The sequence below is a fragment of the Streptomyces sp. Da 82-17 genome, assembly GCF_046098215.1.
Classification (GTDB): Bacteria; Actinomycetota; Actinomycetes; order Streptomycetales; family Streptomycetaceae; genus Streptomyces.
Genome location: NZ_JBJURH010000011.1, coordinates 132155 through 152483, shown reverse-complemented (window position 1 = coordinate 152483; position 20329 = coordinate 132155). Strand labels below are relative to the sequence as shown.

23 protein-coding genes are annotated in these 20329 nt (G+C 74.1%); 11 read left to right on the top strand and 12 right to left on the bottom strand.

Annotated features, from left to right (window positions below):
- Positions 1–38 precede the first annotated feature (38 nt).
- Genes ACIDOF_RS20670 through ACIDOF_RS20660 form a run of 3 tightly spaced genes read left to right on the top strand, consistent with a single transcriptional unit; the run spans position 39 to position 2116 of the window.
- On the top strand, positions 39–893 hold the full coding sequence (locus ACIDOF_RS20670) for a TetR family transcriptional regulator (protein WP_409007437.1): 855 nt from the start codon (positions 39–41) through the stop codon (positions 891–893).
- Between the two features lie 26 nt (positions 894–919).
- Positions 920–1549, top strand: coding sequence for a maleylpyruvate isomerase family mycothiol-dependent enzyme (locus ACIDOF_RS20665; RefSeq protein WP_409007436.1), 630 nt, complete (start codon positions 920–922; stop codon positions 1547–1549).
- Between the two features lie 12 nt (positions 1550–1561).
- Positions 1562–2116: a GNAT family N-acetyltransferase gene (locus tag ACIDOF_RS20660; protein ID WP_409007435.1), complete on the top strand. Its 555-nt coding sequence runs from the start codon at positions 1562–1564 to the stop codon at positions 2114–2116.
- On the opposite strand, the gene ACIDOF_RS20655 is transcribed toward ACIDOF_RS20660, so the two are convergent.
- The 4 genes from ACIDOF_RS20655 to fxlM all read right to left on the bottom strand — a co-directional run bounded on the left by ACIDOF_RS20655 (position 2113) and on the right by fxlM (position 7111).
- Positions 2113–3678 (bottom strand): PLP-dependent aminotransferase family protein, encoded by a 1566-nt coding sequence (locus tag ACIDOF_RS20655; protein ID WP_409007433.1) that lies wholly within the window; start codon positions 3676–3678, stop codon positions 2113–2115. The genes ACIDOF_RS20660 and ACIDOF_RS20655 overlap by 4 nt on opposite strands.
- 4 nt (positions 3679–3682) lie before the next feature.
- Positions 3683–4450: a B3/4 domain-containing protein gene (locus ACIDOF_RS20650; RefSeq protein WP_409007432.1), complete on the bottom strand. Its 768-nt coding sequence runs from the start codon at positions 4448–4450 to the stop codon at positions 3683–3685.
- Positions 4447–5052 (bottom strand): LysE family translocator, encoded by a 606-nt coding sequence (locus tag ACIDOF_RS20645; RefSeq protein WP_409007431.1) that lies wholly within the window; start codon positions 5050–5052, stop codon positions 4447–4449. The genes ACIDOF_RS20650 and ACIDOF_RS20645 overlap by 4 nt, the downstream gene beginning before the upstream one ends.
- Before the next feature lie 289 nt (positions 5053–5341).
- Positions 5342–7111, bottom strand: a complete 1770-nt coding sequence (gene fxlM / locus ACIDOF_RS20640) for a methyltransferase, FxLD system (RefSeq protein WP_409007430.1) — start codon at positions 7109–7111, stop codon at positions 5342–5344.
- Between the two features lie 373 nt (positions 7112–7484).
- Between fxlM and ACIDOF_RS20635 the strand changes: the two genes are divergently transcribed.
- On the top strand, positions 7485–8231 hold the full coding sequence (locus ACIDOF_RS20635) for an ArsR/SmtB family transcription factor (RefSeq protein WP_409007429.1): 747 nt from the start codon (positions 7485–7487) through the stop codon (positions 8229–8231).
- A 31-nt stretch (positions 8232–8262) separates the two neighbouring features.
- Here ACIDOF_RS20635 and ACIDOF_RS20630 read toward each other — a convergent pair whose 3' ends face one another.
- The gene (locus ACIDOF_RS20630; protein ID WP_409007428.1) at positions 8263–8709 is read right to left on the bottom strand and encodes an anthrone oxygenase family protein; all 447 of its coding nucleotides are present in this window, start codon (positions 8707–8709) and stop codon (positions 8263–8265) included.
- Between the two features lie 268 nt (positions 8710–8977).
- Between ACIDOF_RS20630 and ACIDOF_RS20625 the strand changes: the two genes are divergently transcribed.
- The 4 genes from ACIDOF_RS20625 (at position 8978) to ACIDOF_RS20610 (ending at position 11781) form a co-directional block, all read left to right on the top strand.
- Entirely contained in the window at positions 8978–9520 is a 543-nt protein-coding gene (locus ACIDOF_RS20625) for a cupin domain-containing protein (protein ID WP_409007427.1), read from the top strand.
- A 32-nt stretch (positions 9521–9552) separates the two neighbouring features.
- Positions 9553–10422, top strand: coding sequence for an SDR family oxidoreductase (locus ACIDOF_RS20620; RefSeq protein WP_409007426.1), 870 nt, complete (start codon positions 9553–9555; stop codon positions 10420–10422).
- 323 nt (positions 10423–10745) lie between these two features.
- A complete protein-coding gene (locus tag ACIDOF_RS20615) occupies positions 10746–10877 on the top strand; it encodes a hypothetical protein (RefSeq protein WP_409007425.1) in 132 nt (43 codons plus the stop codon).
- A gap of 49 nt (positions 10878–10926) precedes the next feature.
- Positions 10927–11781 (top strand): NAD(P)H-binding protein, encoded by an 855-nt coding sequence (locus ACIDOF_RS20610; protein ID WP_409007424.1) that lies wholly within the window; start codon positions 10927–10929, stop codon positions 11779–11781.
- Here ACIDOF_RS20610 and ACIDOF_RS20605 read toward each other — a convergent pair.
- Positions 11741–12472: a flavin reductase family protein gene (locus tag ACIDOF_RS20605; protein ID WP_409007423.1), complete on the bottom strand. Its 732-nt coding sequence runs from the start codon at positions 12470–12472 to the stop codon at positions 11741–11743. The two genes, ACIDOF_RS20610 and ACIDOF_RS20605, sit on opposite strands and share 41 nt — an antisense overlap.
- Positions 12473–13098: 626 nt before the next feature.
- Entirely contained in the window at positions 13099–14025 is a 927-nt protein-coding gene (locus ACIDOF_RS20600) for a M23 family metallopeptidase (protein ID WP_409007422.1), read from the bottom strand.
- Between the two features lie 248 nt (positions 14026–14273).
- On the opposite strand from ACIDOF_RS20600, the gene ACIDOF_RS20595 reads away from it, so the two are divergent.
- Together ACIDOF_RS20595 and ACIDOF_RS20590 are read left to right on the top strand one after the other, a co-directional pair.
- Positions 14274–14765, top strand: coding sequence for an Lrp/AsnC family transcriptional regulator (locus ACIDOF_RS20595; protein ID WP_409007421.1), 492 nt, complete (start codon positions 14274–14276; stop codon positions 14763–14765).
- Between the two features lie 26 nt (positions 14766–14791).
- Complete coding sequence (locus tag ACIDOF_RS20590; RefSeq protein ID WP_409007420.1) at positions 14792–15514, top strand: HAD family hydrolase; 723 nt, start codon at positions 14792–14794, stop codon at positions 15512–15514.
- Between the two features lie 7 nt (positions 15515–15521).
- Here ACIDOF_RS20590 and ACIDOF_RS20585 read toward each other — a convergent pair whose 3' ends face one another.
- From ACIDOF_RS20585 to ACIDOF_RS20570, 4 genes are all read right to left on the bottom strand, one after another.
- Positions 15522–16628, bottom strand: coding sequence for an acyltransferase family protein (locus ACIDOF_RS20585; RefSeq protein WP_409007419.1), 1107 nt, complete (start codon positions 16626–16628; stop codon positions 15522–15524).
- A 234-nt stretch (positions 16629–16862) separates the two neighbouring features.
- On the bottom strand, positions 16863–17159 hold the full coding sequence (locus ACIDOF_RS20580; protein WP_409007418.1) for an SSI family serine proteinase inhibitor: 297 nt from the start codon (positions 17157–17159) through the stop codon (positions 16863–16865).
- Between the two features lie 181 nt (positions 17160–17340).
- Positions 17341–18366 carry an alpha/beta hydrolase fold domain-containing protein gene (locus tag ACIDOF_RS20575; RefSeq protein ID WP_409007417.1) on the bottom strand — a complete coding sequence of 342 codons (1026 nt, stop codon included), beginning with the start codon at positions 18364–18366 and terminating at the stop codon, positions 17341–17343.
- Positions 18363–18914, bottom strand: a complete 552-nt coding sequence (locus tag ACIDOF_RS20570) for a quercetin 2,3-dioxygenase (RefSeq protein WP_409007416.1) — start codon at positions 18912–18914, stop codon at positions 18363–18365. The genes ACIDOF_RS20575 and ACIDOF_RS20570 overlap by 4 nt, the downstream gene beginning before the upstream one ends.
- 166 nt (positions 18915–19080) lie before the next feature.
- Here ACIDOF_RS20570 and ACIDOF_RS20565 point away from each other — a divergent pair, with 166 nt between their 5' ends.
- A complete protein-coding gene (locus ACIDOF_RS20565; RefSeq protein WP_409007415.1) occupies positions 19081–19515 on the top strand; it encodes a MarR family winged helix-turn-helix transcriptional regulator in 435 nt (144 codons plus the stop codon).
- A 23-nt stretch (positions 19516–19538) separates the two neighbouring features.
- Here ACIDOF_RS20565 and ACIDOF_RS20560 read toward each other — a convergent pair whose 3' ends face one another.
- Positions 19539–20150 carry a TetR/AcrR family transcriptional regulator gene (locus ACIDOF_RS20560; RefSeq protein WP_409007414.1) on the bottom strand — a complete coding sequence of 204 codons (612 nt, stop codon included), beginning with the start codon at positions 20148–20150 and terminating at the stop codon, positions 19539–19541.
- Positions 20151–20329: the final 179 nt, after the last annotated feature.

The window sequence follows — 20329 nt, the reverse complement described above, 5'->3', positions numbered from 1 at the left end:
CCCGGGTCCGGGCAGAACGCGGAGGCAGCGGAGGCAGGATGGCGCACGCACCGACCGACCCGTCGTCGTCACCCCGTCCGCCCGCCGCCCCCACCCGTACCCGCCCGTTGCCCAGCGGACGGCACAGTCTGGCCCGTGAGCAGGTCGTGGCCTCGCAGCGGGTCCGGATGCTGATGGCGATCGCGGAGGCGATGCAGGAGAAGGGGTACGCGGGCACGCCGGTCGCCGAGGTGATCCGCCGGGCCGGGGTGTCGCGGGAGACCTTCTACCAGCAGTTCCGGTCGAAACAGGACTGCTTCATCCAGGCCCTGGACGCGGCGGCGGAGCTCCTTGTACGGCTGATGGAGTCGCCGGGGGCGGCGGTGGACGGGCCGCCGGGAAGCTGCACGTCCGCACTCACGGACACGGCCCCCGGTCCCGTACCCGTACCCGTACCTGAATCCGGACCCGTACCTGAATCCGGACCCGTTCCTGAATCCGAGCCCGTACCCGCGGAACCGGAGGATCAGGCGGAACCGGAGAAACCGGAGGATCAGGCGGAACCGGAGGAACCGGTCGACGCGTTCCGTTCCCTCCTCCACATCTACCTCCGCACCCTCGCCGAACGCCCCGCCCTGGCGCGGCTGTTCCTCGTCGAGATCTACGCGGTCGGCCCCGAGGCCATCGCGCGGCGCAACGCGATCGAGGCCCGCTTCCGGGACGCCGTCGCCGGGATCTTCGGCCTTCGCACCCCGGAACAGCACTTCGCGTGCGAGGCTCTGGTCGCGTCCGTCTCGCAGCTCGTCAACGTCCGCCTGGTCGCCGACGACCTGGACGGCCTGCGCGCCCTGGAGGACCCGCTGGTCGCCCTGGCGGCGCGCATGCTGGGTCGAGACCGGGCAGAGACCTCCTGACCTCCACGACGGGACCGTGTCCACACATGACCGAGAACGGCCTCTGGCCCCTCGTCCACGCCGAGCGGGCCGCGCTCGCCGCCGACCTCGACGGGCTGAGCGACGAGGAGTGGGCCACACCGTCGCTGTGCGCGGGCCTGACGGTGCGCGAGGTGCTGGCGCATCTCACCGCGGCGGCGCGGCTGAACGCGGTGCGCTGGCTGGCCGGCGTGATCCGCTGCCGGTTCGACTTCGACCGGCAGGTCGCGATGCGGCTGGCCGAACAGCTCGGCGCGGACCCGGCCGAGACGCTGGCACGGTTCCGGCAGTCCGTGCCGAGCCGTACGAAGCCGCCGCTGCCGGTGATCGCGATGCTGGGCGAGACGGTCGTGCACGGCGAGGACATCCGCGGCCCGCTCGGCATCCGGTACGCGCATCCGCCGCAGACGCTGGCGCGGGTCGCGACGTACTACGCGTCGACGGACCAGGTCGTCGTCGCCAAGGGGCGCATCGGCGGTCTGCGGCTCGAAGCGACGGACGGCCCGTTCGCGGCGGGCGCGGGCCCGCTCGTCACCGGGCCGACCCTGGCCCTGATCATGGCGATGACCGGCCGTGGCTCGTACTGCGACCAACTCGCGCGCGAGGGCGCCGAGTTGCTGCGGGAGCGGAGCGGCTGAGAACGTGGCGGGGTGATCACGCCGCCGCCCGCCTGGACCCTCCGCCCCGCCTCCCCCGCCGACGTCGAGCCCATCGCCGAGCTGCGGGCGGTCGTGCTGCGCCCGGACCTGGAGCGGCTCGGGCGGTACGACGAGCAGCGCGTACGGCAACGGCTGCGGGACGGGTTCGAGCCGGGGCACACGCAGGTGATCGAGGCGGGCGGTGCGTTCGCGGGCTGCGTGGCCCTGCGGGCGGCGGACGACGGGTACTGGCTGGAGCACTTCTATCTGTCGCCCGAGCTGCAGGGCGTCGGCGTCGGCTCGGCCGTCCTGGCCCGACTCCTGCGGCGGTGCGACCGGGAGCACGCGACCGTCCGCCTCAACGTCCTCCGAGGCAGCCCGGCCCGCCGCCTCTACACCCGTCACGGGTTCGAGGTGGACACGCAGGACGAGGTGGACGTCTTCATGTCCCGCCGGCCGGGGGGGCGGGGCTCATGCCTTGCGGCCGGGAGCGGGGCCCCGGAAGGGGCGCGGGAGGCGCGCGACCAGCCACGACGGCGCGACAGTCGAACGGCATCAGGCGCCTAGCCCCGCAGCGCCGCCTCCAACTCCCGTACCCCCTCCGTGATCGTGGACGTCGCGCAGGCCGCGTAGCCGAGGACCAGGCCCTGCCGGTCGGACGGGGCCTGGCGGTGCCAGGAGAGCGGCTGGCACTTGACGCCGCGTGCGAGCGCGGCCGCCGCGAGTTCCGTGTCCGGCATCCCGGAGTCGTACGTCACCGTCAGATGCAGGCCCGCCGCCGCCCCGTGGACCACCGCACCGGGCAGGTGCGCGGCGACCGCCCGGATCATCGCGTCACGCCGCCGCTGATGCCGCCCCCGCAACGTCCGCAGATGCCGTTCCAGCGCCCCGGACACCATGAGCCGGGCCAGCACGAGCTGCGGCAGCACCGCGTTACCGAGGTCGGTGAAGCGTTTGGCCTCGACGAGCCCGGCGCGGTGGCGGGGCGGCGGCACGACCCACCCGATGCGCAACGCGGGCGCGAGGAGCTTGGACACGCTGCCCATGTAGCAGACCCGGTCGGCGAGCAGTCCGCGCAGGGCGGGCACGGGTGGCCGGTCGTAGCGGTGCTCGGCGTCGTAGTCGTCCTCGATGATGAGGCCGCCCGACTCCTCGGCCCAGGCGAGGAGTTCGCGTCGGCGTTCGCCGCTGGTGACGACGCCGGTCGGGAACTGGTGGGCGGGCGTGAGGAGTACGGCCCCGGCGCCGGTCGCGCGCAGGGCGTCGACGCGGATGCCGTCCTCGTCGACCGGTACGGGCGGCGTGGCGAGGCCCCCGTTGCGGAGGTGCTGGCGGGTGCCGAGGGAGCCGGGGTCCTCGACGGCGACGGCGTCGAGGCCGTCGGCGCGCAGCACCGGGTGCAGGAGGGTGAGGGCCTGCGCGGTCCCGGCGACGATCAGCACCTCGTCCGGCTCGACCCGGATGCCCCGGTTGCGGGCGAGCCACCCGGCCACGGCCCGCCGCAGGACGGCCGCTCCCCCGGGGTCGCCGTACCCGAGGTGGTCGGCGGACAGCTCCGCGAGCACGGCACGCTCGGCCCGCAGCCAGGCGGCACGCGGGAACGCGGTCAGGTCGGGCCGGCCCGGAGTGAAGTCGACCCGGGCGGGGGCGGCGCGCAGCGCGTCGAACACTTCGGGCCCGGGTTCGCCGCCGAACAGGCGCTGGTACGGCGGGAGTTGTCCCACCCGGGCCGGGGCGGCCGGGGCGGCCGGAACCGCAGCCTGCGCCGTGGTCGCCGTGGTCCCCGGGACAGGCGCGACGGGCGTGCCCACACCTACGGGCCCGACCGGCGCGGCCACGACCACCGTCCCACCGCGCCGCCGCCCCTCCACATGGCCGTCCTCCGTGAGCCGCCGGTACGCCTCGACGACCACGCCGCGCGACACCCGCAGCTCGTCGGCCAGCACCCGGGTGGGCGGCAGGCGGTGCCCGACGGCGAGCCGACCGTCGGCTACGGCCTGCCGCAACTGTCCGGCCAGCCACTCGGCCTTGCCGCCGGCGGGGGCGTCGCCGACGTCCAACTGCAGGAAGTCGGACCCCGCGTACGCCACCGTCGTCGTCTGTCGCGCTGCCTCGGTCATCGAACCCATGGTGTCACCGTGTGTGCGCAGCCGCCGCGCCGCCCGCCTCGTCCGCTGCGCAGGCGAACTCGAACTCCTGCCAGGACGCGTCGAGTCGGGCCGAACTGATCACACCCCCGGGCCACTGCTCGGCGAACGCGTCGGCGAGGGTGCGGAGCAACTCCCGTACGACGGCGTCCGCTTCGGCGTGCACGGCCTCCGCGACGACGAGGACGCGGCGGGTGTCCGGGCCGACGGCGGAGTGGCCGCTCTGGCGGTTGGTCCAGCGGCGGGCGTGGGCGCGGCCGGACGAGTCGACGTAGGTGATCTCGCCGGGCGCGGGGTGTTCGACGGCCCCGCCGAACGTCGTGTACGGCTCGTCGCCGCGCGCGGGCCGCACTTCGAGGAGCGGGCCGGTGACGCGGTCGGCGTCGAGGGCGGCGACGGGCACGGCGTACGCGGCCGACACCGCGTTGCACAGGTCGACCACCGGGTGGATGGACGGCAGCGAGCCCTCCTTGCGCAGCCGCCGCAGCAGGGCCTCGGAGGCGCAGCGGTACTGGGTGGGCCGCAGCCCCATCTGTGCGAACACCCGCCGCCAGGCGGCCACTTCGGGGAACTCGCTCTCGGCGTCGCGGGCGAGGCGGCGCGCGGCCCGGTCGGTGTGGGCGGCGAGGCGCGCGGCGACATCGGACGGGGGCAGCGCGGGCACGTCGCCCACCCCGTCGACGTACAGCGCCCCGGCGACCAACTGCGGCCATGCGGCCCGGACTTCGGCGGAGTGACGGAACAACATCGTCATGCCACCGCCAGCCGCGCGCTCAGCCCCACGAGACACACCGCGAACAGCCGCCGCATGCCGCCCAGCACCCTGGGCCGCCCGAGCACACGCTCACGCAGAGCGGCCGCGGCGACCCCGTACGCGACGAACACGAGGAACGTCAACAGCATGAAGACACCGCCGAGTTGAAGCATGCGCAGCGCGGCCCCCGACTGTCCGGCGGGCACGAACTGCGGCAGGAACGCGACGAAGAACAGCGTCAGCTTCGGGTTGAGGAGATTCAGCAGCACGGCCGCCCCGATCACACGCCCGGCCGAGCGCGGGGCGCCACCCTCGTCGACGGTGAGGGCGCCCTTGTCGCGCCAGGTGGCCCAGGCGAGGTGGAGCAGATAGGCGACGCCGAGGTACTTGAGGACGTCGTACGCGACCGAGCTGGTGTGCAGCAGCGCGGCGAGGCCGGTGACGCTCGCGGCGAGATGCGGTACGACCCCGAGGGTGCAGCCGAACGCGGCCACGACACTCGCCCGCCGCCCGTGCGCGAGCCCGGCGGCGAGCGTGTGGACGACCCCGGCACCGGGGGTGACCACGACGGCGAGGGTGGTCAGAAGAAACGCGAAACTCAAGGAGCCCTCCAAAGGTCCAGAACGCCCTCCACGTTGGCCCGGTTTTGGTCCGCCGAACAGAACCAAAGGGGGTCGACCCCACAGGTCCATAACGCGAACCCCCACACACGAGGCCGCTGTCCGGCGACGGGCAGATGCAGGACGCCCGTGGGCACGGATCGGTCGTCGTCCCCGCGTCAGCCCCGTCGCCGCCCACGCCCCGCCCACCGCCCCCCGGACCTGGTGGTCGCGTCTCTTCCACTACCTGTGAACGGGACCGGCCCGTCTACCTGTGAACGGGACCGGCCCATCAGCCCGGCCACCCCAGGTGGGTGTACGGCTCGCCGCGGGCGATCGCGGTGAGGGCCGTGCGCGTGTAGTCGACCAGGGGCTCGGGAAGGGCCGCGAGGGGCCAGAAGCGCCATTCCGTGCAGTGGTGGGGCTCGCGGAGTTGCGGGCTGCCCGTCCAACTCGTCGCGCGGAAGAAGAGGTTGAGGCGCGAGATCGGGCTGTCGGGGTCGAGCAGGTCCTGGGTGTGGACGAGCGTGAGGTCGCGGGCGTCGACGACGACGCCGGTCTCCTCGTACGCCTCCCGGATCGTGCAGGCGAGCGCCGACTCGCCCTGTTCGCGGTGTCCGGCCGGGAGTTGCCAGGTCGACGGGGCGAACGCGCAGTCCGCGTGCCGGAGTCCGAGGAGGACGGCGCCGTCGTCGCGTACGAGGACGAGGTGGGCGCCGACGATGCTGCGGTCCCGGGGTGCGCCGTGCTCGGGCTCCCGCGCCGCAGGGGCAGAGGCAGGGTCCGGGGCCGGGGCCGGGGCCGCGGCGGACCAGTCGACGACCACCCGCGTGTGCGCCTTCTCGAAGACGTGCGCCGCGTCGGGATCCGGAACGCCGTCGCCGCGCGGCCGGACCGTGATCCGGGGGTAGCCGGCCGTGCGATGGCGGCGGTCCCAGTGCTGCACGTGCAGGGCCATGTCCTCGGCGGTGCGCCGCCCGTCGGGCCCGTGGCCGTGGACCACGAACTCGTGCACGCCCCCGTCCCGGTCCTCCCCGACCCGCTCGGTCGTGAGCCTGGCGAGGGACGCGCCGCGTACGACCGCAGCGCCCGGCCAGTGCGGGGGCGGCGGCCGGCCGATCGCGCCGCTCGCGTGGCCCGGGTCGACGGAGAAGCGGCAGAACCCGGGGAGCGCGCCCGCGAGGTAGAGGGTGAGCGCGTCGAAGGGTTCCTGCCCGCCGACGGTGACATGCGTCCGTACCTGCGCCGACGGCCCGTCGAACGTCTCCGCCAACTCCTCGACGGGCTGCGGCACTCCGTCCTCGAAGGCGAGCCGGACGCCGTGCCGCGGCAGGACGCGCACCGCCGCGTCCCACGCCCCCGCGCCCTGCATGGGCAGGAACCCGCACGAGGTCAGCTGCCCGTCCGTGACCAGCGCTCCGCCCCGCTTCGTGAACGCCATGGACCACGTGTACTGGTGGATGCGCAGCGGCGCGATCAGCCGGCCGCCGTCCGCGACGAGGTCGAGCCACGGCACGTCCCACGTACCGACAGTGACGATCACCGCGTCGAACCCCCGCGCGGGGACGGCGTTCCGCGGCAGGTGCTCGGCGTCTGCGGTGAGGACACGGACCCGTCCTCCGTAGCCGGTGGCGTCGAGGCACTGGCGGGCGTGCTCGGTGACCAGCGGGTCGATGTCGACGGTCGTCACGCTGCCCTCCGGCCCCACGACCTCCGCGGCCAGCGCCGCATTGAAGCCGCCGGAACCGATCTCGAGGACATGCCCGCCGGGCCGGAGACACGCCGCCTCCAGCATGTCGGCCTGCAGCCAGGGCGCGGACACGGCGCTGGTGACTTGCCCTTCGGGGGTACGGCGGGTGGCCACGACGTCGTCGGCGTACGCGGCCTCCAGGCCGGTCCCGTCCGGCATGAACCGGTGCCGCGGCACGCGCCGGAAAGCGTCCTCCACGGAAGCGGTACGAAGCCACCCGCCCCGAACCAGCCCGTCGACCAGAGCAGCACGCAGGGCTTCGGGGGTCGCGGGGGCGGAGGGACTGGACGGACTCGGCGAGTGGGACGTCATGGGGGTCCTTTCAGCGAGGCCCGCTACGGGCGCGGGGCGGGGCGGGGCGGGGCGGATACGGGTACGGGTACGGGTACGGCTACAGGTACGGACTGGGACTGGACGGTCGCCCCCTGCCCAACGACCGACCACCCCCACCGAACGCACCCGATCTCGGCCGCGTCCGCACAGCGATGTACGTCCGGAGTTGCTTCGGGCCCGCCAACCCCAGGACGTCCGAACTGCGGGCCGGGGCAGGCCCGTTGGCCCACCGCCGGACATCGGCGACGGGCAAGCCGGGTACGCGCCAATGCCCGCGGTCGTCGCAGGCCTCACCGCCCACCCCGGGAACAGTTCGCCGCACCCCGAACTCTCCCTGCGGCACCATGGCCGTATGCCTCCGTCATCGCCCTCGCCCTCACCCTCACCCGCGTCCTCGTCCTCCTCCTCGCTCGCCGCGACCGCCCGTCTGCTCGCCGATCCGACGCGGGCCGCCTTCTGTCAGGCGCTGCTCGACGGGCGGGCCTGGACGGCCGGGGAGCTGGCGCGGCACGCGGGGGTGGGGGCGCCGACCGCGAGCGAGCAGATCTCACGGCTGGTCGCGGGCGGGCTGCTGGCCGAGGAACGGCAGGGCAGGCACCGGTACGTGCGGTTGGCCGGCCCGGAGGCAGCCGCGCTGATCGAGGCGCTCGCCTCGTACGCCCCGGAGGCCCCGCGACCGGCGAACCTGCGCCAGTCGGTGCGGCTCGGCGCCGAGGCCAGGGCCCGCACCTGCTACGACCACCTGGCCGGGCAGCTCGGCGTGGCCCTCGCCGACGCGATGATCGCGCGGAAGCTGGTCGCCGACGACGCCGGTCTCGCCGTCACCGAGCACGGCCGCGCCTGGCTGGCCGAAACCCTGCGGTACGAGCACCCGAAGGGCAGCCGACGCCCCCTCGTACGCAGCTGCCTCGACTGGACGGAGCGCCGCCCTCACCTGGCCGGGGCCCTGGGCGCGGCGCTCTGCGCGGCGGCGCTGGACCGTGCGTGGGTACGGCGCGTCGGCTCCGGCCGGGCGGTGCGGGTGACCGACGCCGGGCGCGAGGCCTTCGGGGAGTTGCTGGGTGTGGTGGTCGCGGAGGAGCGGGCTGCGGGAGCCTGAGCCCACTTCACCGGCTCAAGCGTCTCAGGCCCTATGCGAGGGCCGCGACCAGCAGAGCGAAGGCGGCGACGATGACGGCGACGCGGACGTAGTGGTAGCGGTCCCACCGGTTCTGCTGCTCCTTCCAGTCCTCCGGCCGGTTCTCCGGAGTCCACGTCTTGCCCCGGTTGTTGATCGGGACGAGCAGCAGAAGCGACATGATCACGCTCAGGATCAGCAGCCCTTCGGCGATGACGACGAGGCCGGTGCCGGGCCGCTGCCACGCGGCGACCGCCCACACGGCGGTGAGGGCGAGCGAGCCCATGTACCAGAACGGCATGAGCGCCCCGAGCATCCGGCCCCCGTGGGCGCGGCCGAGCACGGCGCTGTCGTCGGGGAGTGCGTCGAGGATCGGGTTGACGACGAAGGCGACGGCGAACTCCACCCCCACCATCAGGCCGACGGCCACCGTGGTGAACACCTCAAGTGCGTTGAGCATGACGCCCCTCCAGTGACCTAGCACCGCTAGATGGTGATGCATGCAACGCTAATGCTCCCGCCGCTCGATTGTCTAGCAGCGCTAGGAAGTAGGCAGGTCCCACCTCACTCCTCCTTACGACCTACTCCCTGCGCCCTCCGCCCCGCCCCCGCCCTCGATCGACCGCCGGCCCGATGCCGTACGCCCTCGACGGAGGCGACGATGCCTGCGGAAACGCGCAGATCGCACAGCTCATGGCGGAGGCCTCGCGCCCCGGGAGGAGAGTTCCATGTCGTACCCGCAGTCGTACCCGCAGTCGCACCCGCTGTCGTACCCGCAGGATCGGTACCACGGCGACACCGGCGAGGTGAGCGCCCGCTTCCGTCCCGCCGACACTCCCCCGGAGGTCTCGTCGGCGGACGGCGCCAACAGCACCGGCTATCTCGCCACGCAGCTCTCCACGGGCGGCGAATTCGGCCTGTACAAGGCGCAGTTGGGCCCGCGCGCCGGTGGCCCGGCGACGCATTTCCACCGGGCCATGTCGGAGTCCTTCTACATCCTCTCCGGTGAGCTGGAGCTGTTCGACGGCGAGCACTGGGTGACGGGCCGCGAGGGGGACTTCCTCTACGTACCGCCCGGCGGGCTGCACGCGTTCAAGAACGTGTCGGACGAGCCGATGTCCATGCTGATGCTCTTCGCGCCGGGCGCACCGCGCGAGGAGTACTTCGAGCGGGTCGCGGAGATGACCCGGCGCGGCGGCGAGGAGCTCAAGGAGTTCCGGGTGCGGCACGACAGCTATTTCCTGGAGGACTTCCCCGGGAACGTGCAGTAGCCGCGACGACTCCGAACGGGAGAACAGACCTCATGATCTTCGTGACCGGGGCGACCGGAAACATAGGCAGGGCCCTGCTGGACGAATTGCGCACGCACCGAGACCGTCACCGTGACCGTCACCGTGAAGGTCGCCGCACCGACACCGTGAAGGCGCTGACGCGGGACCCCGCGCGGGCCGCTCTTCCCGACGGGGTCGTGCCCGTGGCCGGTGATCTGGCGGAGCCGGAGTCGTGGAAGTCGGCGCTGCACGGGGCGCGTTCACTGTTCCTGCCCTCGCTGCTCGGCCCCGACGACCGGATCGTCGAGGCCGCGCTGGAGGCCGGGGTGGAGCACATCGTCCTCGTGTCGTCGATCACCGTCCAGTCGCACCCGCACCTCGGCCCCGCGCAGGAAAACCTGGCCGTCGAACGGCTGGTGAAGGCGAGCGGTGCGGACTGGACGGTGCTGCGGCCGACGCAGTTCGCGTCGAACTCCCTGATGTGGGCCGAGTCGATCCGCGCCCACGAACCGGTCCACGCCCCGTACGCCGACATCCCGCTGCCGACCGTCCACCCCGCCGACATCGCCGCCGTCGCCCGGGTCGCGCTGACCGAGCCCGGGCACCGGGGCCGCACGTACGCCCTGACCGGGCCCGAGCCGGTGACCGCCCGGCAGCAGGTCGGGGCGATCGCGGCCGCGCTCGGGCGGGACGTGCCGTTCGTGGAGGTCGACCGGCGGGACGCCTACGAGCGGATGGCCGCCGTGTTCGGCGCGGACGCGGCGGACGCGGTGCTCGACGTGACGGGCGGCGACCCCAACGACGAACTGCTCGCCGTGCGCGACACGGTCACGCGGATCACCGGCGCCCCCGGCCGGACGTTCCGGCAGTGGGCTGCCGAGAACGCCGCCCTCTTCCGCTGAACCGCCGCCCCTGACGGGCCTGGCGGCGCACCGCCCTCCGGTTCAACGCATTCAACGGATCACTGGTGTGCGCGACGCTCCGTACACGATCTTCCCGGGCACCATCCGAGTGACCCACCCGAAGCGGTACCGGACCCGACACCGACCCCACCCCCGGCAGCACAGCAACCCCGGCGCCCCTCCCCCTCACAGGGCGCCGGGGCCCGCCGCCCCACGCATGGCCCCCAACTCCCCTTCCCCGCAGGCCCGTTCGCGCCCACCCGCGCCCGACTTCCGCGAGGAGTCCGACCCTGAACGCTCCCACCCGCCGGGATCTCTTACGCATGGCGCTCGCCGCAACCGCCGCCCGAGCCGTGATCGCCGTCCCGCACCCCTCCGAGCGGCCCTGTCCCCAACCCGCCTGCCTGGCCGACGCGTTGAAGTCCCCGCCCTGCCGCGCCTGCACCCCCGGCTAGCGGCAGCACGGCCCGGAATACTCGTGCGCCCGGCACCGCTGTCCCGATCATGACCCTCGACAGCGACATCCTCCTCACCGGCGCGACCGGCAACGTGGGCCGCGAACTCCTGGCCCTCCTCGACGCGTACGACGCCTCCGTGCGGGCACTCGTACGTGACCCCGGGACCGCCCGGCTGCCCGACGGCGTCGACCTCGTCACCGGCGACCTGTCCGCGCCGGGCGGCCTGGAGGACGCGGTGCGCGGCTGCGGCACCGTGTTCCTCGTCTGGCCGTTCCTCACCGCCGAGCACGCCCCCGCCGTACTCGACGTGTTCACCCGCCACGCGCGGCGCATCGTGTACGTGTCGTCCGCGGCCGTGACCGATCCGCCCACCCGGCCGCAGAGCGATCCGATCACCCAACTGCACGCCGACATGGAGCAGTTGATCGAGAAGTCCGGCCTGGAGTGGACGTTCCTGCGGGCCGACACCCTCGCCTCCAACGCGCGCGGCTGGTCGGCCCAGATCCGCGCCGCCCGGACCGTCCGCGGGCCGGACATCGCGCCGACGGCGGTGGTGCACGAGCGGGACGTGGCGGCCGTCGCGGCGCTCGCGCTGACCGGCGAGGGCCACGCGGGCGCCCGGCACGTGCTGACCGGGCCGGAGGTGCTGAGCCGGGCCGACCAGGTGTGGCTGATCGGGGAGGCGAGCGGGAGCCCGGCACGGTTCGAGCCCGTGCCGGTGGCGGTCGCGCGGGAGCGGATGCTCGCCGACGGCAGGCCGCCCGCCCTGGTCGAGGCCCTGCTCGCCGCGACCGGACGGCCGGCCTCGGACCTCGTCACGTCGACCGTCGAGGACCTCACCGGCTCCCCGGCCCGTACGTTCAGGTCCTGGGCCGAGGAGCACGCGGAGTTGTTCCGCTGAGCGTTCCGCCCGGCCGGTCGCGCCGCCCCGCCCCGGCCGTCTCCGAGCGGAACCCGTGCCCCAACTCCGGGCGGGCGAGCCCGAAGTAGTGCCGGAAGTTGTAGACGAGCGGGCTCCACGCGTCCGGGTCGATGTGCTGGGTGCCGGGCACGACGATCGACTCGGCCGCGTGCACCCGTACGACCTGGCACTCCACGATCACGAACCCGCCGTCGGGGCCCGCCAGGCGGAACGACCGTACGGCGGCCTCCAGTTGGAGCGGGCACTCGGCGACGCGGGGCGGCCGGACCGCGTCCGAGGTCTGCGGGGTGAGGCCGGCGGCGCCGAACTTGTCGGGCTCGTGCCGGTACACCTGCGCCTTCGCGGCGGGCACCGGCGAGGCCCCGGTCAGCGGGGCGAGGCGCTCCACGGCCGACCAGAGCCCGGGCGAGGGCAGGTTGACGACGAGCTCGGGCCGTTCGGCGAGGTTGGCGGCGGTGTGCCCCTCCGCGCCGAGCCCGAGAACGAGGGTATGCCCGAGCGCCCACGCGGACGAGACCGGGGCGAGGTTGGCGGTCCCGTCGGCGTTCTCGGTGCTCAACAGGGCGACGGGAGTGCCGAAGTAGAGGATGCTCGGGGTGATGGTGAGGTGCTCGCCGGGAGCGCCGGAACCGATGGTCGTACCTGCATGAGTGCTGGTGGTGGTGTGCATGGCCAGGACGCTATGCGGCCGACCCTTCGGCGCCGGCCGAAGCGTCCGCCGGACAGAATGGGCGCATGAGCCAGCCCCGCCCCGGCGCCGAGCCGCAGCCGCTCCCCCGCCCCGACACCCGGCCGCACCCCGGTCCCGGCACGCGGGGGTCGCGCCGTCGACGGTGACCGGGCATCTGCACCAACTGGTCGCGGGCGGGCTGCTGTCGGAGGAGCGGCGCGGGCGGCACCGGTACGTGCGGCTCGCGGGCTCGGACACCGCCGAGGTGATCGAGGGCCTGGCCTCGCACGCCCCGATGCGCACGGTCCCGGTCCGCTCCCTCGCCGACGCGCATCGGCGTCGGGCCCTCGCGCACGCGCGGACGTGCTTCGACCACCTGGCGGGCGCGGTCGGTCGCCGTCGCCGTAACCGACGCGCTCACCGAACGCGCCCTGCTCACCTGGGAGTTCGGGCCCGCCCTCGACCAGGCCTGGCTCACCCGCACGGGCACGAGCCGCGTCGTCACGCTCACCCCCACCGGCCGTACGGAACTCCGGTCCCGGCTCGGCATCCCGGAGTCGGAGCTGTGCCCGTGAGAGGCACGCAACTGCGCCCGTGAAGGGCACGAGGCGCCGGGGCGGCGCCGGTCAGATCCTGATGCCGCGTTTCGCCAGGTAACTGATCGGGTTGATGTCCGACCCGTACCCCCGCCGCGCCCGGATCTCCAGGTGGAGGTGGGGGCCCGTGGAGCGGCCCGTGTTGCCGCTGCTGCCGATCCGCTGGCCCGCGAACACCCGCGCGCCCGCGCGTACGTTGATACGGGACAGGTGCGCGTACAGGACGTACCGCCCGTCCCGCATGCGCACCGTGACCGCCTTGCCGTAGGCGCCGGACCAGCGGGCCAGGACGACGACGCCCTGGGCGACCGACCAGACGGGGGTGCCCTGCGGGACGGCCAGGTCGACGCCGGTGTGGTAGCCGGCGAGCCAGTTGCCGCGGACGCGGTAGCCGGTCGTGATGCGGTAGCGCCGGGTCAGCGGGCGGGCCCAGGGGCGTGCCGCCGCCGCGCCCTCCGCACCGGCGGCGGGCCCGGCGGGGCACGCGGACCTGTCGTCCGTCCACCGCCCCTCCCCGCCGCCGGTCCACGACCAGGGCCCGGTGGGCGTCTCGCTGCCCCAGTCCGTGCCGCGCTCCGGCACCCAGTCGCCCTGCCGGTCCTGCGGCGCGGGCTCGGCGCACGCCCCGGCGAGTCCGGGGTCGCGCAGGTCGGCGTCGCTGAGCTGGAACTGCGCCTCGTCGACGGCCGCGAGCAGTTGCTCGTACTCCCGGTCGTAGTACGCGGAGCAGGCGCCGGTCAGGTCGGTCCACGTATCGGGGTCGTTCGGGTCCGCCGGGGCGCGCAGGGCGCTCTCGGGGACGGGCAGGCGGAAGCCGAGTGCGCCGGCGCCGAGGAGCCCGGCGGCGAGTCCGAGCGCCCGCCGGCGCGTCGTGTCCGTTGCCGCGGAATCCGCGCCCGGGGTCGCCGGGGCGGGCCGTTCCGCGGTGCTGCTGTGGTCGCTCACCTCGTGTGCCATGGGACCGAGCACACGGCGAACCCCGGCCCCCGTGCACGCCGACCGCCGCCGTCCGGAGGACCCGGCCCGTTCGCACACAGCCTCAGAGAACTCCGCCGTCCCGCCGCCGTTGGCCCATGGCTGTGCCGTAGATGCGCGCCATTGGTACATTCACGGCGGAACATCTCGTACGTACGGATCGAATTGCGTACGAGCGTGAGGAGCGCCGCGGACGGGTCGCCGTCCGGGCGGGGCAGGAGGCCGGCGGCATGGCTGTGGACGCACTCGACACCCGTATTCTCCGGCTGCTGCTGGAGCAGCCGCGCACGAGCGTGCGGGAGTACGCCCGGATCCTCGGCATCGCGCGCGGCACGCTGCAGGCGCGGCTCGACCGGTTGGAGCGGGACGGGGTGATCACGGGGACGGGTCCGACGCTGTCGCCCGCCGCGCTCGGGCATCCGGTCCTCGCGTTCGTGCACGTCGAGGTGACGCAGGGGCACCTGGACGAGGTGGGGGACGCGCTCGCGGCCGTGCCGGAGATCATCGAGGCGTTCTCGATCACGGGCGGCGGCGATCTCCTCACCCGTGTCGCGGCGCGGGACAACGGTCATCTGGAGGACGTCATCCAGCAGCTGATCCAGCTGCCCGGCGTGGTCCGCACCCGCACCGAGGTCGCCCTGCGCGAGCGGGTGCCGCACCGGCTGCTTCCGCTGGTCGAGTCGGTGGGCGCGGCGGCGGACCGGCGGGAGAGGAGCCGCTGACCGCAGGCCTTGGCATCCTGGGAGGCATGACCACTCCGAGCAGCAGCCCCGCCTCCCCCGCCCTCCCGCACACCGCCGTCGTCTTCGACCTGGACGGCACACTCGTCGACAGCGAGCCCAACTACTTCGAGGCGGGCCGGCGGCTGCTCGCCTCGCTCGGCGTCGACGGCTTCGACTGGCAGGAGCACGAGAAGTACGTCGGCATCAGCACGGCCGAGACCCTGGCGATCTGGCGTGAGAAGTACGCCCTGACCGCGCCCCTCGACGAGCTGCTGGCCGAGAAGAACCGCCTGTACCTGGAGTTGGCGGCGGCGGAGACGCACGCGTACCCGGAGATGCGCGCCTTCGTGGAGCTGCTGCACGCCCAGGGGGTGCCGATGGCGGTGGCGTCGGGTTCGTCGCGCGCGGCGATCACGGCGATCCTGCGTGGCACGGGCCTGGACGCGCTGTTGCCGACGCTGGTCTCCGCCGAGGAGGTGCCGCAGGGGAAGCCGGAGCCCGACGTGTTCCTGGAGGCGGCCCGCCGCCTGGGCGTCGCGCCGGCCGACTGCGTGGTCCTGGAGGACGCGGCGCCGGGTGCGGTCGCCGCGCACAAGGCGGGCATGGCCTGCATCGCGATCCCGTACGTGGCGGCCACCGCCGACGACCCGGCGTTCGCCACGGCCGACCTGGTCTTCCCGGGCGGCCAGCGGGAGTTCACGGCACGGGCGGCCTACGACTGGCTCCTCGCCTCCCGCACCGCGGCCTGACGGTACGTCACCGCCCGCTTCCCCGGCGGGAGTCGACCGCCCGCCCGGGTTGCTCGGCCGGTGTCAGGAAGCCGGGGAAGCGCGGCTCCACGAGGGGGCGCAGGGCGCGGCGGACCGGCGCGCTGGACAGCAGCACCGTCACGCCCGCCCCGTACAGCGCGAGCACGAGCAGGGCCGGGGCGCCGAGCCCGCCGAGCAGCTCGTAGAGCCCGTACGCCTGGCCGGTCTGCACGAGGAGGCCGTGGACCAGGAACGGGAACATGGTCGCGGCGCCGAGGGCCGTGAACGCGGTGCGGCGGGCGGGGACGAGCGCGAAGAACGCCGCGATCAGCACGGCCGACACGACGAAGAGGCCGAGCCGCATCGCGATGTAGTCGAGCGAACCGGTGTGCAGCTCGGCGTTGTTGTTGCGCATGTAGAGCCAGTTGGCGTTGATGTGCGGGGCGCGGGCGTACGCGAGGACGAGCGCGGCGAGCAGGACGAGCGGGGCGAGGACGCGGACGGCCGGGGTGCGGAGGCGGTGGAAGTGCTCGGGGCGCAGCCGCAGTCCGAGGACGAACCAGGGCAGGAACATCAGGACGCGGGGCAGGGCGAGTTCGTAGCCGATGCCGGTGAGTCCGGCGGCGAGCGAGACGAGCACGGCGATCGCGACGGGGAAGCGCACGGCCCGCCACACGGGCGCGGTGATCCGCCACAGGAACAGCGCGACGAGGAACCACAGCAGGTACACGGGCTCGGTCGGCGTCAGCGAGAACGGCACGTCGTACAGGGCGGTCTGCAGCGCCTTGTAGACGACGGTGAACAGCAGGTACGGGGCGAGGACGCGGGCGAGCAGGGCCCGGATCTGCGGGCCGGTGCCGGTGAAGCCGCGGGAGAAGAGCCCGCAGAGCAGCACGAACGCCGGCATGTGGAAGAGGTAGACGACGGTGTACGCGGCCTTGAACGTCTCCATGTCCCGTACGAGCACGGCCCAGTTGTGGCCGATGACGACGAGGACGACGAGCAGGAACTTGGCGTTGTCGAAGAATGGGTCGCGCTGTGACGGGGCGGGCGGGCGGTTCCGGCTGAGGTGGCGGCGCAGGGGCTGGAGCGTGGTGTTCGTCGAGAGCGTCACGGGCGGCTGCTTCCTCTGCTTCCTCGCGTACGTGCTTCGTTCGTTCGGGCCTTCCCGCTGTGAACGAGCCGGGCCGGGCGCGGTCCCGGGCGGGACGCGTGGTGCGGGGCCGGGTCGGCGGCGGGGGCTGTCGGCGGGCGGTCTGCCGGCGGACTGCGGGCACGGGAAGAGCCGTGCCGCAGGGGTGTGCGGCACGGCTCCGAGAGGCGTGCGCCGGCCCGTGGGGCGCGGCGGTCAGAAGGTGAAGACCTCGCCGGTGGCCGCCTCGGCCTCACAGGCGTTCGCGAAGGTCTTCCACTGGTGCACGGTACGGCCGTGCCAGTGGCCGTAGGCGTGCACCGTCACCGGCCTGTACTGCTTGGTGCAGATCTGGTTCGGGCTCTTGTTCAGCTTGTGGATGTCGCCCTTGGCCTCGCGCAGGAGCCCGCAGGCCGCCTGGGTCGTGGGGTGGGTGCCACCGGGAGGGTTGCAGGTCAGAAGCGCGAAGGACGCCTCCGAGGGCACGGCACGGTAGGTACCGTCGTGCTTCATCAGGGTCAGCTTCGCCCCCGGCCGCGTCTGCTCGGGAGCAGGGTCGGACGTGGAGGCTGCGACGGGCTGAGCCCCGAGCGCGATCGCACAGAGCGCGGCAGCGAAGGCCACGCGGGTGCGAGAGATGCGTGCAGTCATAAGTCATACGTGTAGCTCTTCGGCGCCCGTTGTTCGGCGACCGTCACCCACCTGGCGCGTGTCGCCCGCCCGCCTCGGCCCGCCCGTGCGCGGCTCGTCGGAGGCAGCGGGAGGCGAAGGCGAGGGATCGCGCGAAGAGTTCGTCGACGGCGGCCTCGGCGAGCCCGATCCAGCCGTGCTCGGCCCCCTCGATCAGCCCCAACTCTGCCTGTGCTCCTGCCTGTTGGAGCCGCGCGGCGAGGTCTTCGCTGTGGGACGGGTCGACCATCGTGTCGTGCGTGCCGTGCAGCAGCAGGAACGGCGGGGCGTCGCCGTGCACCCGGGCGAGCGGTCCGGCTTCGGCGGCGCGTTCCGGGTGGCGGGCGGGCGGCCCGCCGATGAGGGCGGCTTCGGGCGTGGCCGGGTCGGCGGGGTCGAAGGAGCCGCGCGGGGTGGTGAGGTCGGCGGGGCCGTACCAGACGACGGCTCCGGCGAGCTGGGGTGCGGGTGGAGCAGGTGGAGCGGGCGAGGGCTGTGACGGCGGGGTGGAGGTGAGGGCGAGGAGGGAGGCGAGGTGGCCGCCCGCCGACTCGCCCCAGACGACGACGCGTTCGGCGTCGACGCCGAGTTCCGGTCCGCGCAGGGTGAGCCAGCGCAGGGCCGCGCGCAGGTCGTCGAGCTGAGCGGGGAAGCGGGCTTCGCCGCTCAGCCGATAGTCGACGCAGGCGACGGCCAGGCCGTGGGCGGCGATACGGGCGAACGGTCCCGGCTCCCAGTCCCGCGTACGGGGCCCCAGATCGTCCCGCCGACCGCGCCGCCAGGCCCCGCCGTGCACGTACAGGACGAGCGGGACAGGCCTCGCGCCCGCTGGGGCGGGGTGCATGTCGGCCCCGGTGGGCGGCTCGTCGGGTGGGGCGGGCGCGGGGAGCCAGAGGTCGAGCTCCAGTGGACGGGCGCCCTCGACCTCGGCGTACGACACGCCCCGCAACACACTTGCCCCGCCTGCCACTTGTGCGCGCGGCGGCAGGCGGGCGGCGTCCGGGTGGGGTGCGGGGACGCGTTCCCGTACGGCTGCCGTGTCGGGGGTCATCGGGTGCGCCACTGGTGGTCGGGGAGGAAGCGCACGTCGTACTCCTGGGGGACGGAGGCGAACTTCTCGGGGGCGGGGACGACGGGGGTACGGGGCAGGCCGAGCTCTTCGGCGGGGGCGCCGAGGGTCTCGAAGAACCGCTCGAAGGTTCCGCCGGGCCCTGCGGCGACGCCGACGACCTGGCTGTGGTGGCGCTCCATGCGGTAGCTGTGCGGGCAGTTCTTCGGCACGAACCCGAAGTCGCCGGGCGCGAGGAGCTTCTCCTGCTGCTCGCCGTCGGTGTCCTCGACGAAGAGGCGGACGGCGCCTGCGGTGACGTAGAAGACCTCGTGGGTGTCGCGGTGCAGATGGGCGGGGACGAGGTCGCCCTTGGGGCCTTCGACGGTGAAGAAGTTGAAGGTGTTCTCGGTCTGCTCGCCGCCCGCGTACACGGTGACGAGGTCCCCGAACAGGTGGGCCCGGTCCCCTTCGCCGCGCTCGACGAAGTACGGCTTCGTCGGGTCGGCGGGGATGCGGGAGGTGCTGCGGTAGCGGGTCGTGAAAGTCATGTCAGGTAGCCTGACATAGATGTCGCTGCGGCAACAAGCCCCCGGGAGGCGGGCTCGGCGGGCCTCGGCGCTGACGCAGGGCTGGGCGTGCGGTGCGGGCGGGGGCGGTGCGGCGATAGGCTCGGGCCCCCTTCCCGACCACTCCCCGTTCCCCTGTGAGGAAGCGATGTCCGCAGCCGGCCGCCATCTTCCGCAGCTTCTCGGCGAAGCCCGGCGCTGGTTCGAGGAGGCTCTGCTCGACGCGCTCGCACGGGCGGGCGCGGAGCCCGTCTCGCCGACCCAGGCAGCGGTGTTCGCGGCGCTCGACGAGGACGGCACGACGGTGTCCGAGCTGGCCCGGCGGATGGGCGTGACGCGGCAGACCACGCATCAGGCGGTGCACGGCCTGATCACGCTCGGCCTGCTGGAGCAGTCCCCCGACCCGGCCTCCGCCCGCCGCCGCCTGATCCGCCGCACCCCGTCCGGCGAGCGTGCCCACGAGCAGGCCGTACGCACCCTGGCCCGCCTGGAGGAGGTCCTCGCGGAACGTATCGGGCCGGATCAAGTCGCCGCGCTGCGCGCCGCGTTGGAGGCGGAGTGGGGCGATCCGCCGGTGGTCTAGCGGGGGTGCGGACGGTGCCGCCGTCAGTCGGCGGGGCGCAGGGCGCGCCAGATCCGTTCGGCCAGGGTGCGCGCTGTCGCGTCGGGGTCGCGGTCGTACGCGCCGGACAGCGTTCGCCGTACGGCTTCCTCGACCGGGCCGAGGATCAGCATCTCCAGGATCGGGGTCGGCAGCGGTGCGACGCGGCCCGCCGCGATGTGGGGTCGCAGCCAGTCGACGACGGGCGTGAGTCGCTGCGCCCTGAGCGCGCGCACCTCGTCGGCCTGCGCGGCGGGATGGCCGGAGCAGGCGGAGTACGCGGAGGTGTGCAGGAAGAGGGCGAGGTCGCGGTGGTCTGCGGCGAAGCGGAGGTGGGCGCGGACGCAGGCGTGGATTCCGGCGCGGGGTGTGCGCGGCGGCGGGGTGAGGGCGGCGCGCAGGGTGTCGTCGAGGCGGTCGAGGCAGCGGGCGTGGAGGTGGGCGGCGAGGCCGTCGATGCTGCCGAAGTGGTGGTAGAGGCTGCCGAGGCTGACGTCTGCCGCCTCGGCGACGGCGTGCACGGTGAATCCCGGCCGGCCGGAGGCGGCGAACACCTGTGACGCGGCCGCGAGCAGCCGCTCGGCGGTGGCCGTACCGCGCTGCTGCTTGGCGGGCATGGTCGGATCCCGTCGAGGTCGTGGGCCAACTCGGCGCGGGTACGGACGAGTTGGCGCGCGAGCCGCCGTGTCTCGGCTCGCGCCGCCTCCCCGTCCGGCCCTCGCGGACCGCCCGGTGGCATCGGCGCCTCGCGGGCTGCTCCGTGTCTCCTCGCGCACCCCCAAGTCGCGAGGGCGAG

Bases quoted from the DNA above. Each gene is read 5' to 3' on its own strand.
- ACIDOF_RS20630 (WP_409007428.1), bottom strand. From the start codon at position 8,709: ATGCTCAACGCACTTGAGGTGTTCACCACGGTGGCCGTCGGCCTGATG.
- ACIDOF_RS20625 (WP_409007427.1), top strand. From the start codon at position 8,978: ATGTCGTACCCGCAGTCGTACCCGCAGTCGCACCCGCTGTCGTACCCG.
- ACIDOF_RS20590 (WP_409007420.1), top strand. From the start codon at position 14,792: ATGACCACTCCGAGCAGCAGCCCCGCCTCCCCCGCCCTCCCGCACACC.
- ACIDOF_RS20635 (WP_409007429.1), top strand. From the start codon at position 7,485: ATGCCTCCGTCATCGCCCTCGCCCTCACCCTCACCCGCGTCCTCGTCC.
- ACIDOF_RS20560 (WP_409007414.1), bottom strand. From the start codon at position 20,150: ATGCCCGCCAAGCAGCAGCGCGGTACGGCCACCGCCGAGCGGCTGCTC.
- ACIDOF_RS20655 (WP_409007433.1), bottom strand. From the start codon at position 3,678: ATGGGTTCGATGACCGAGGCAGCGCGACAGACGACGACGGTGGCGTAC.
- ACIDOF_RS20610 (WP_409007424.1), top strand. From the start codon at position 10,927: ATGACCCTCGACAGCGACATCCTCCTCACCGGCGCGACCGGCAACGTG.
- ACIDOF_RS20570 (WP_409007416.1), bottom strand. From the start codon at position 18,914: ATGACTTTCACGACCCGCTACCGCAGCACCTCCCGCATCCCCGCCGAC.
- ACIDOF_RS20615 (WP_409007425.1), top strand. From the start codon at position 10,746: ATGGCGCTCGCCGCAACCGCCGCCCGAGCCGTGATCGCCGTCCCGCAC.
- ACIDOF_RS20575 (WP_409007417.1), bottom strand. From the start codon at position 18,366: ATGACCCCCGACACGGCAGCCGTACGGGAACGCGTCCCCGCACCCCAC.
- ACIDOF_RS20670 (WP_409007437.1), top strand. From the start codon at position 39: ATGGCGCACGCACCGACCGACCCGTCGTCGTCACCCCGTCCGCCCGCC.
- ACIDOF_RS20595 (WP_409007421.1), top strand. From the start codon at position 14,274: ATGGCTGTGGACGCACTCGACACCCGTATTCTCCGGCTGCTGCTGGAG.
- ACIDOF_RS20565 (WP_409007415.1), top strand. From the start codon at position 19,081: ATGTCCGCAGCCGGCCGCCATCTTCCGCAGCTTCTCGGCGAAGCCCGG.
- fxlM (WP_409007430.1), bottom strand. From the start codon at position 7,111: ATGACGTCCCACTCGCCGAGTCCGTCCAGTCCCTCCGCCCCCGCGACC.
- ACIDOF_RS20665 (WP_409007436.1), top strand. From the start codon at position 920: ATGACCGAGAACGGCCTCTGGCCCCTCGTCCACGCCGAGCGGGCCGCG.
- ACIDOF_RS20600 (WP_409007422.1), bottom strand. From the start codon at position 14,025: ATGGCACACGAGGTGAGCGACCACAGCAGCACCGCGGAACGGCCCGCC.
- ACIDOF_RS20605 (WP_409007423.1), bottom strand. From the start codon at position 12,472: ATGCACACCACCACCAGCACTCATGCAGGTACGACCATCGGTTCCGGC.
- ACIDOF_RS20650 (WP_409007432.1), bottom strand. From the start codon at position 4,450: ATGACGATGTTGTTCCGTCACTCCGCCGAAGTCCGGGCCGCATGGCCG.
- ACIDOF_RS20620 (WP_409007426.1), top strand. From the start codon at position 9,553: ATGATCTTCGTGACCGGGGCGACCGGAAACATAGGCAGGGCCCTGCTG.
- ACIDOF_RS20580 (WP_409007418.1), bottom strand. From the start codon at position 17,159: ATGAAGCACGACGGTACCTACCGTGCCGTGCCCTCGGAGGCGTCCTTC.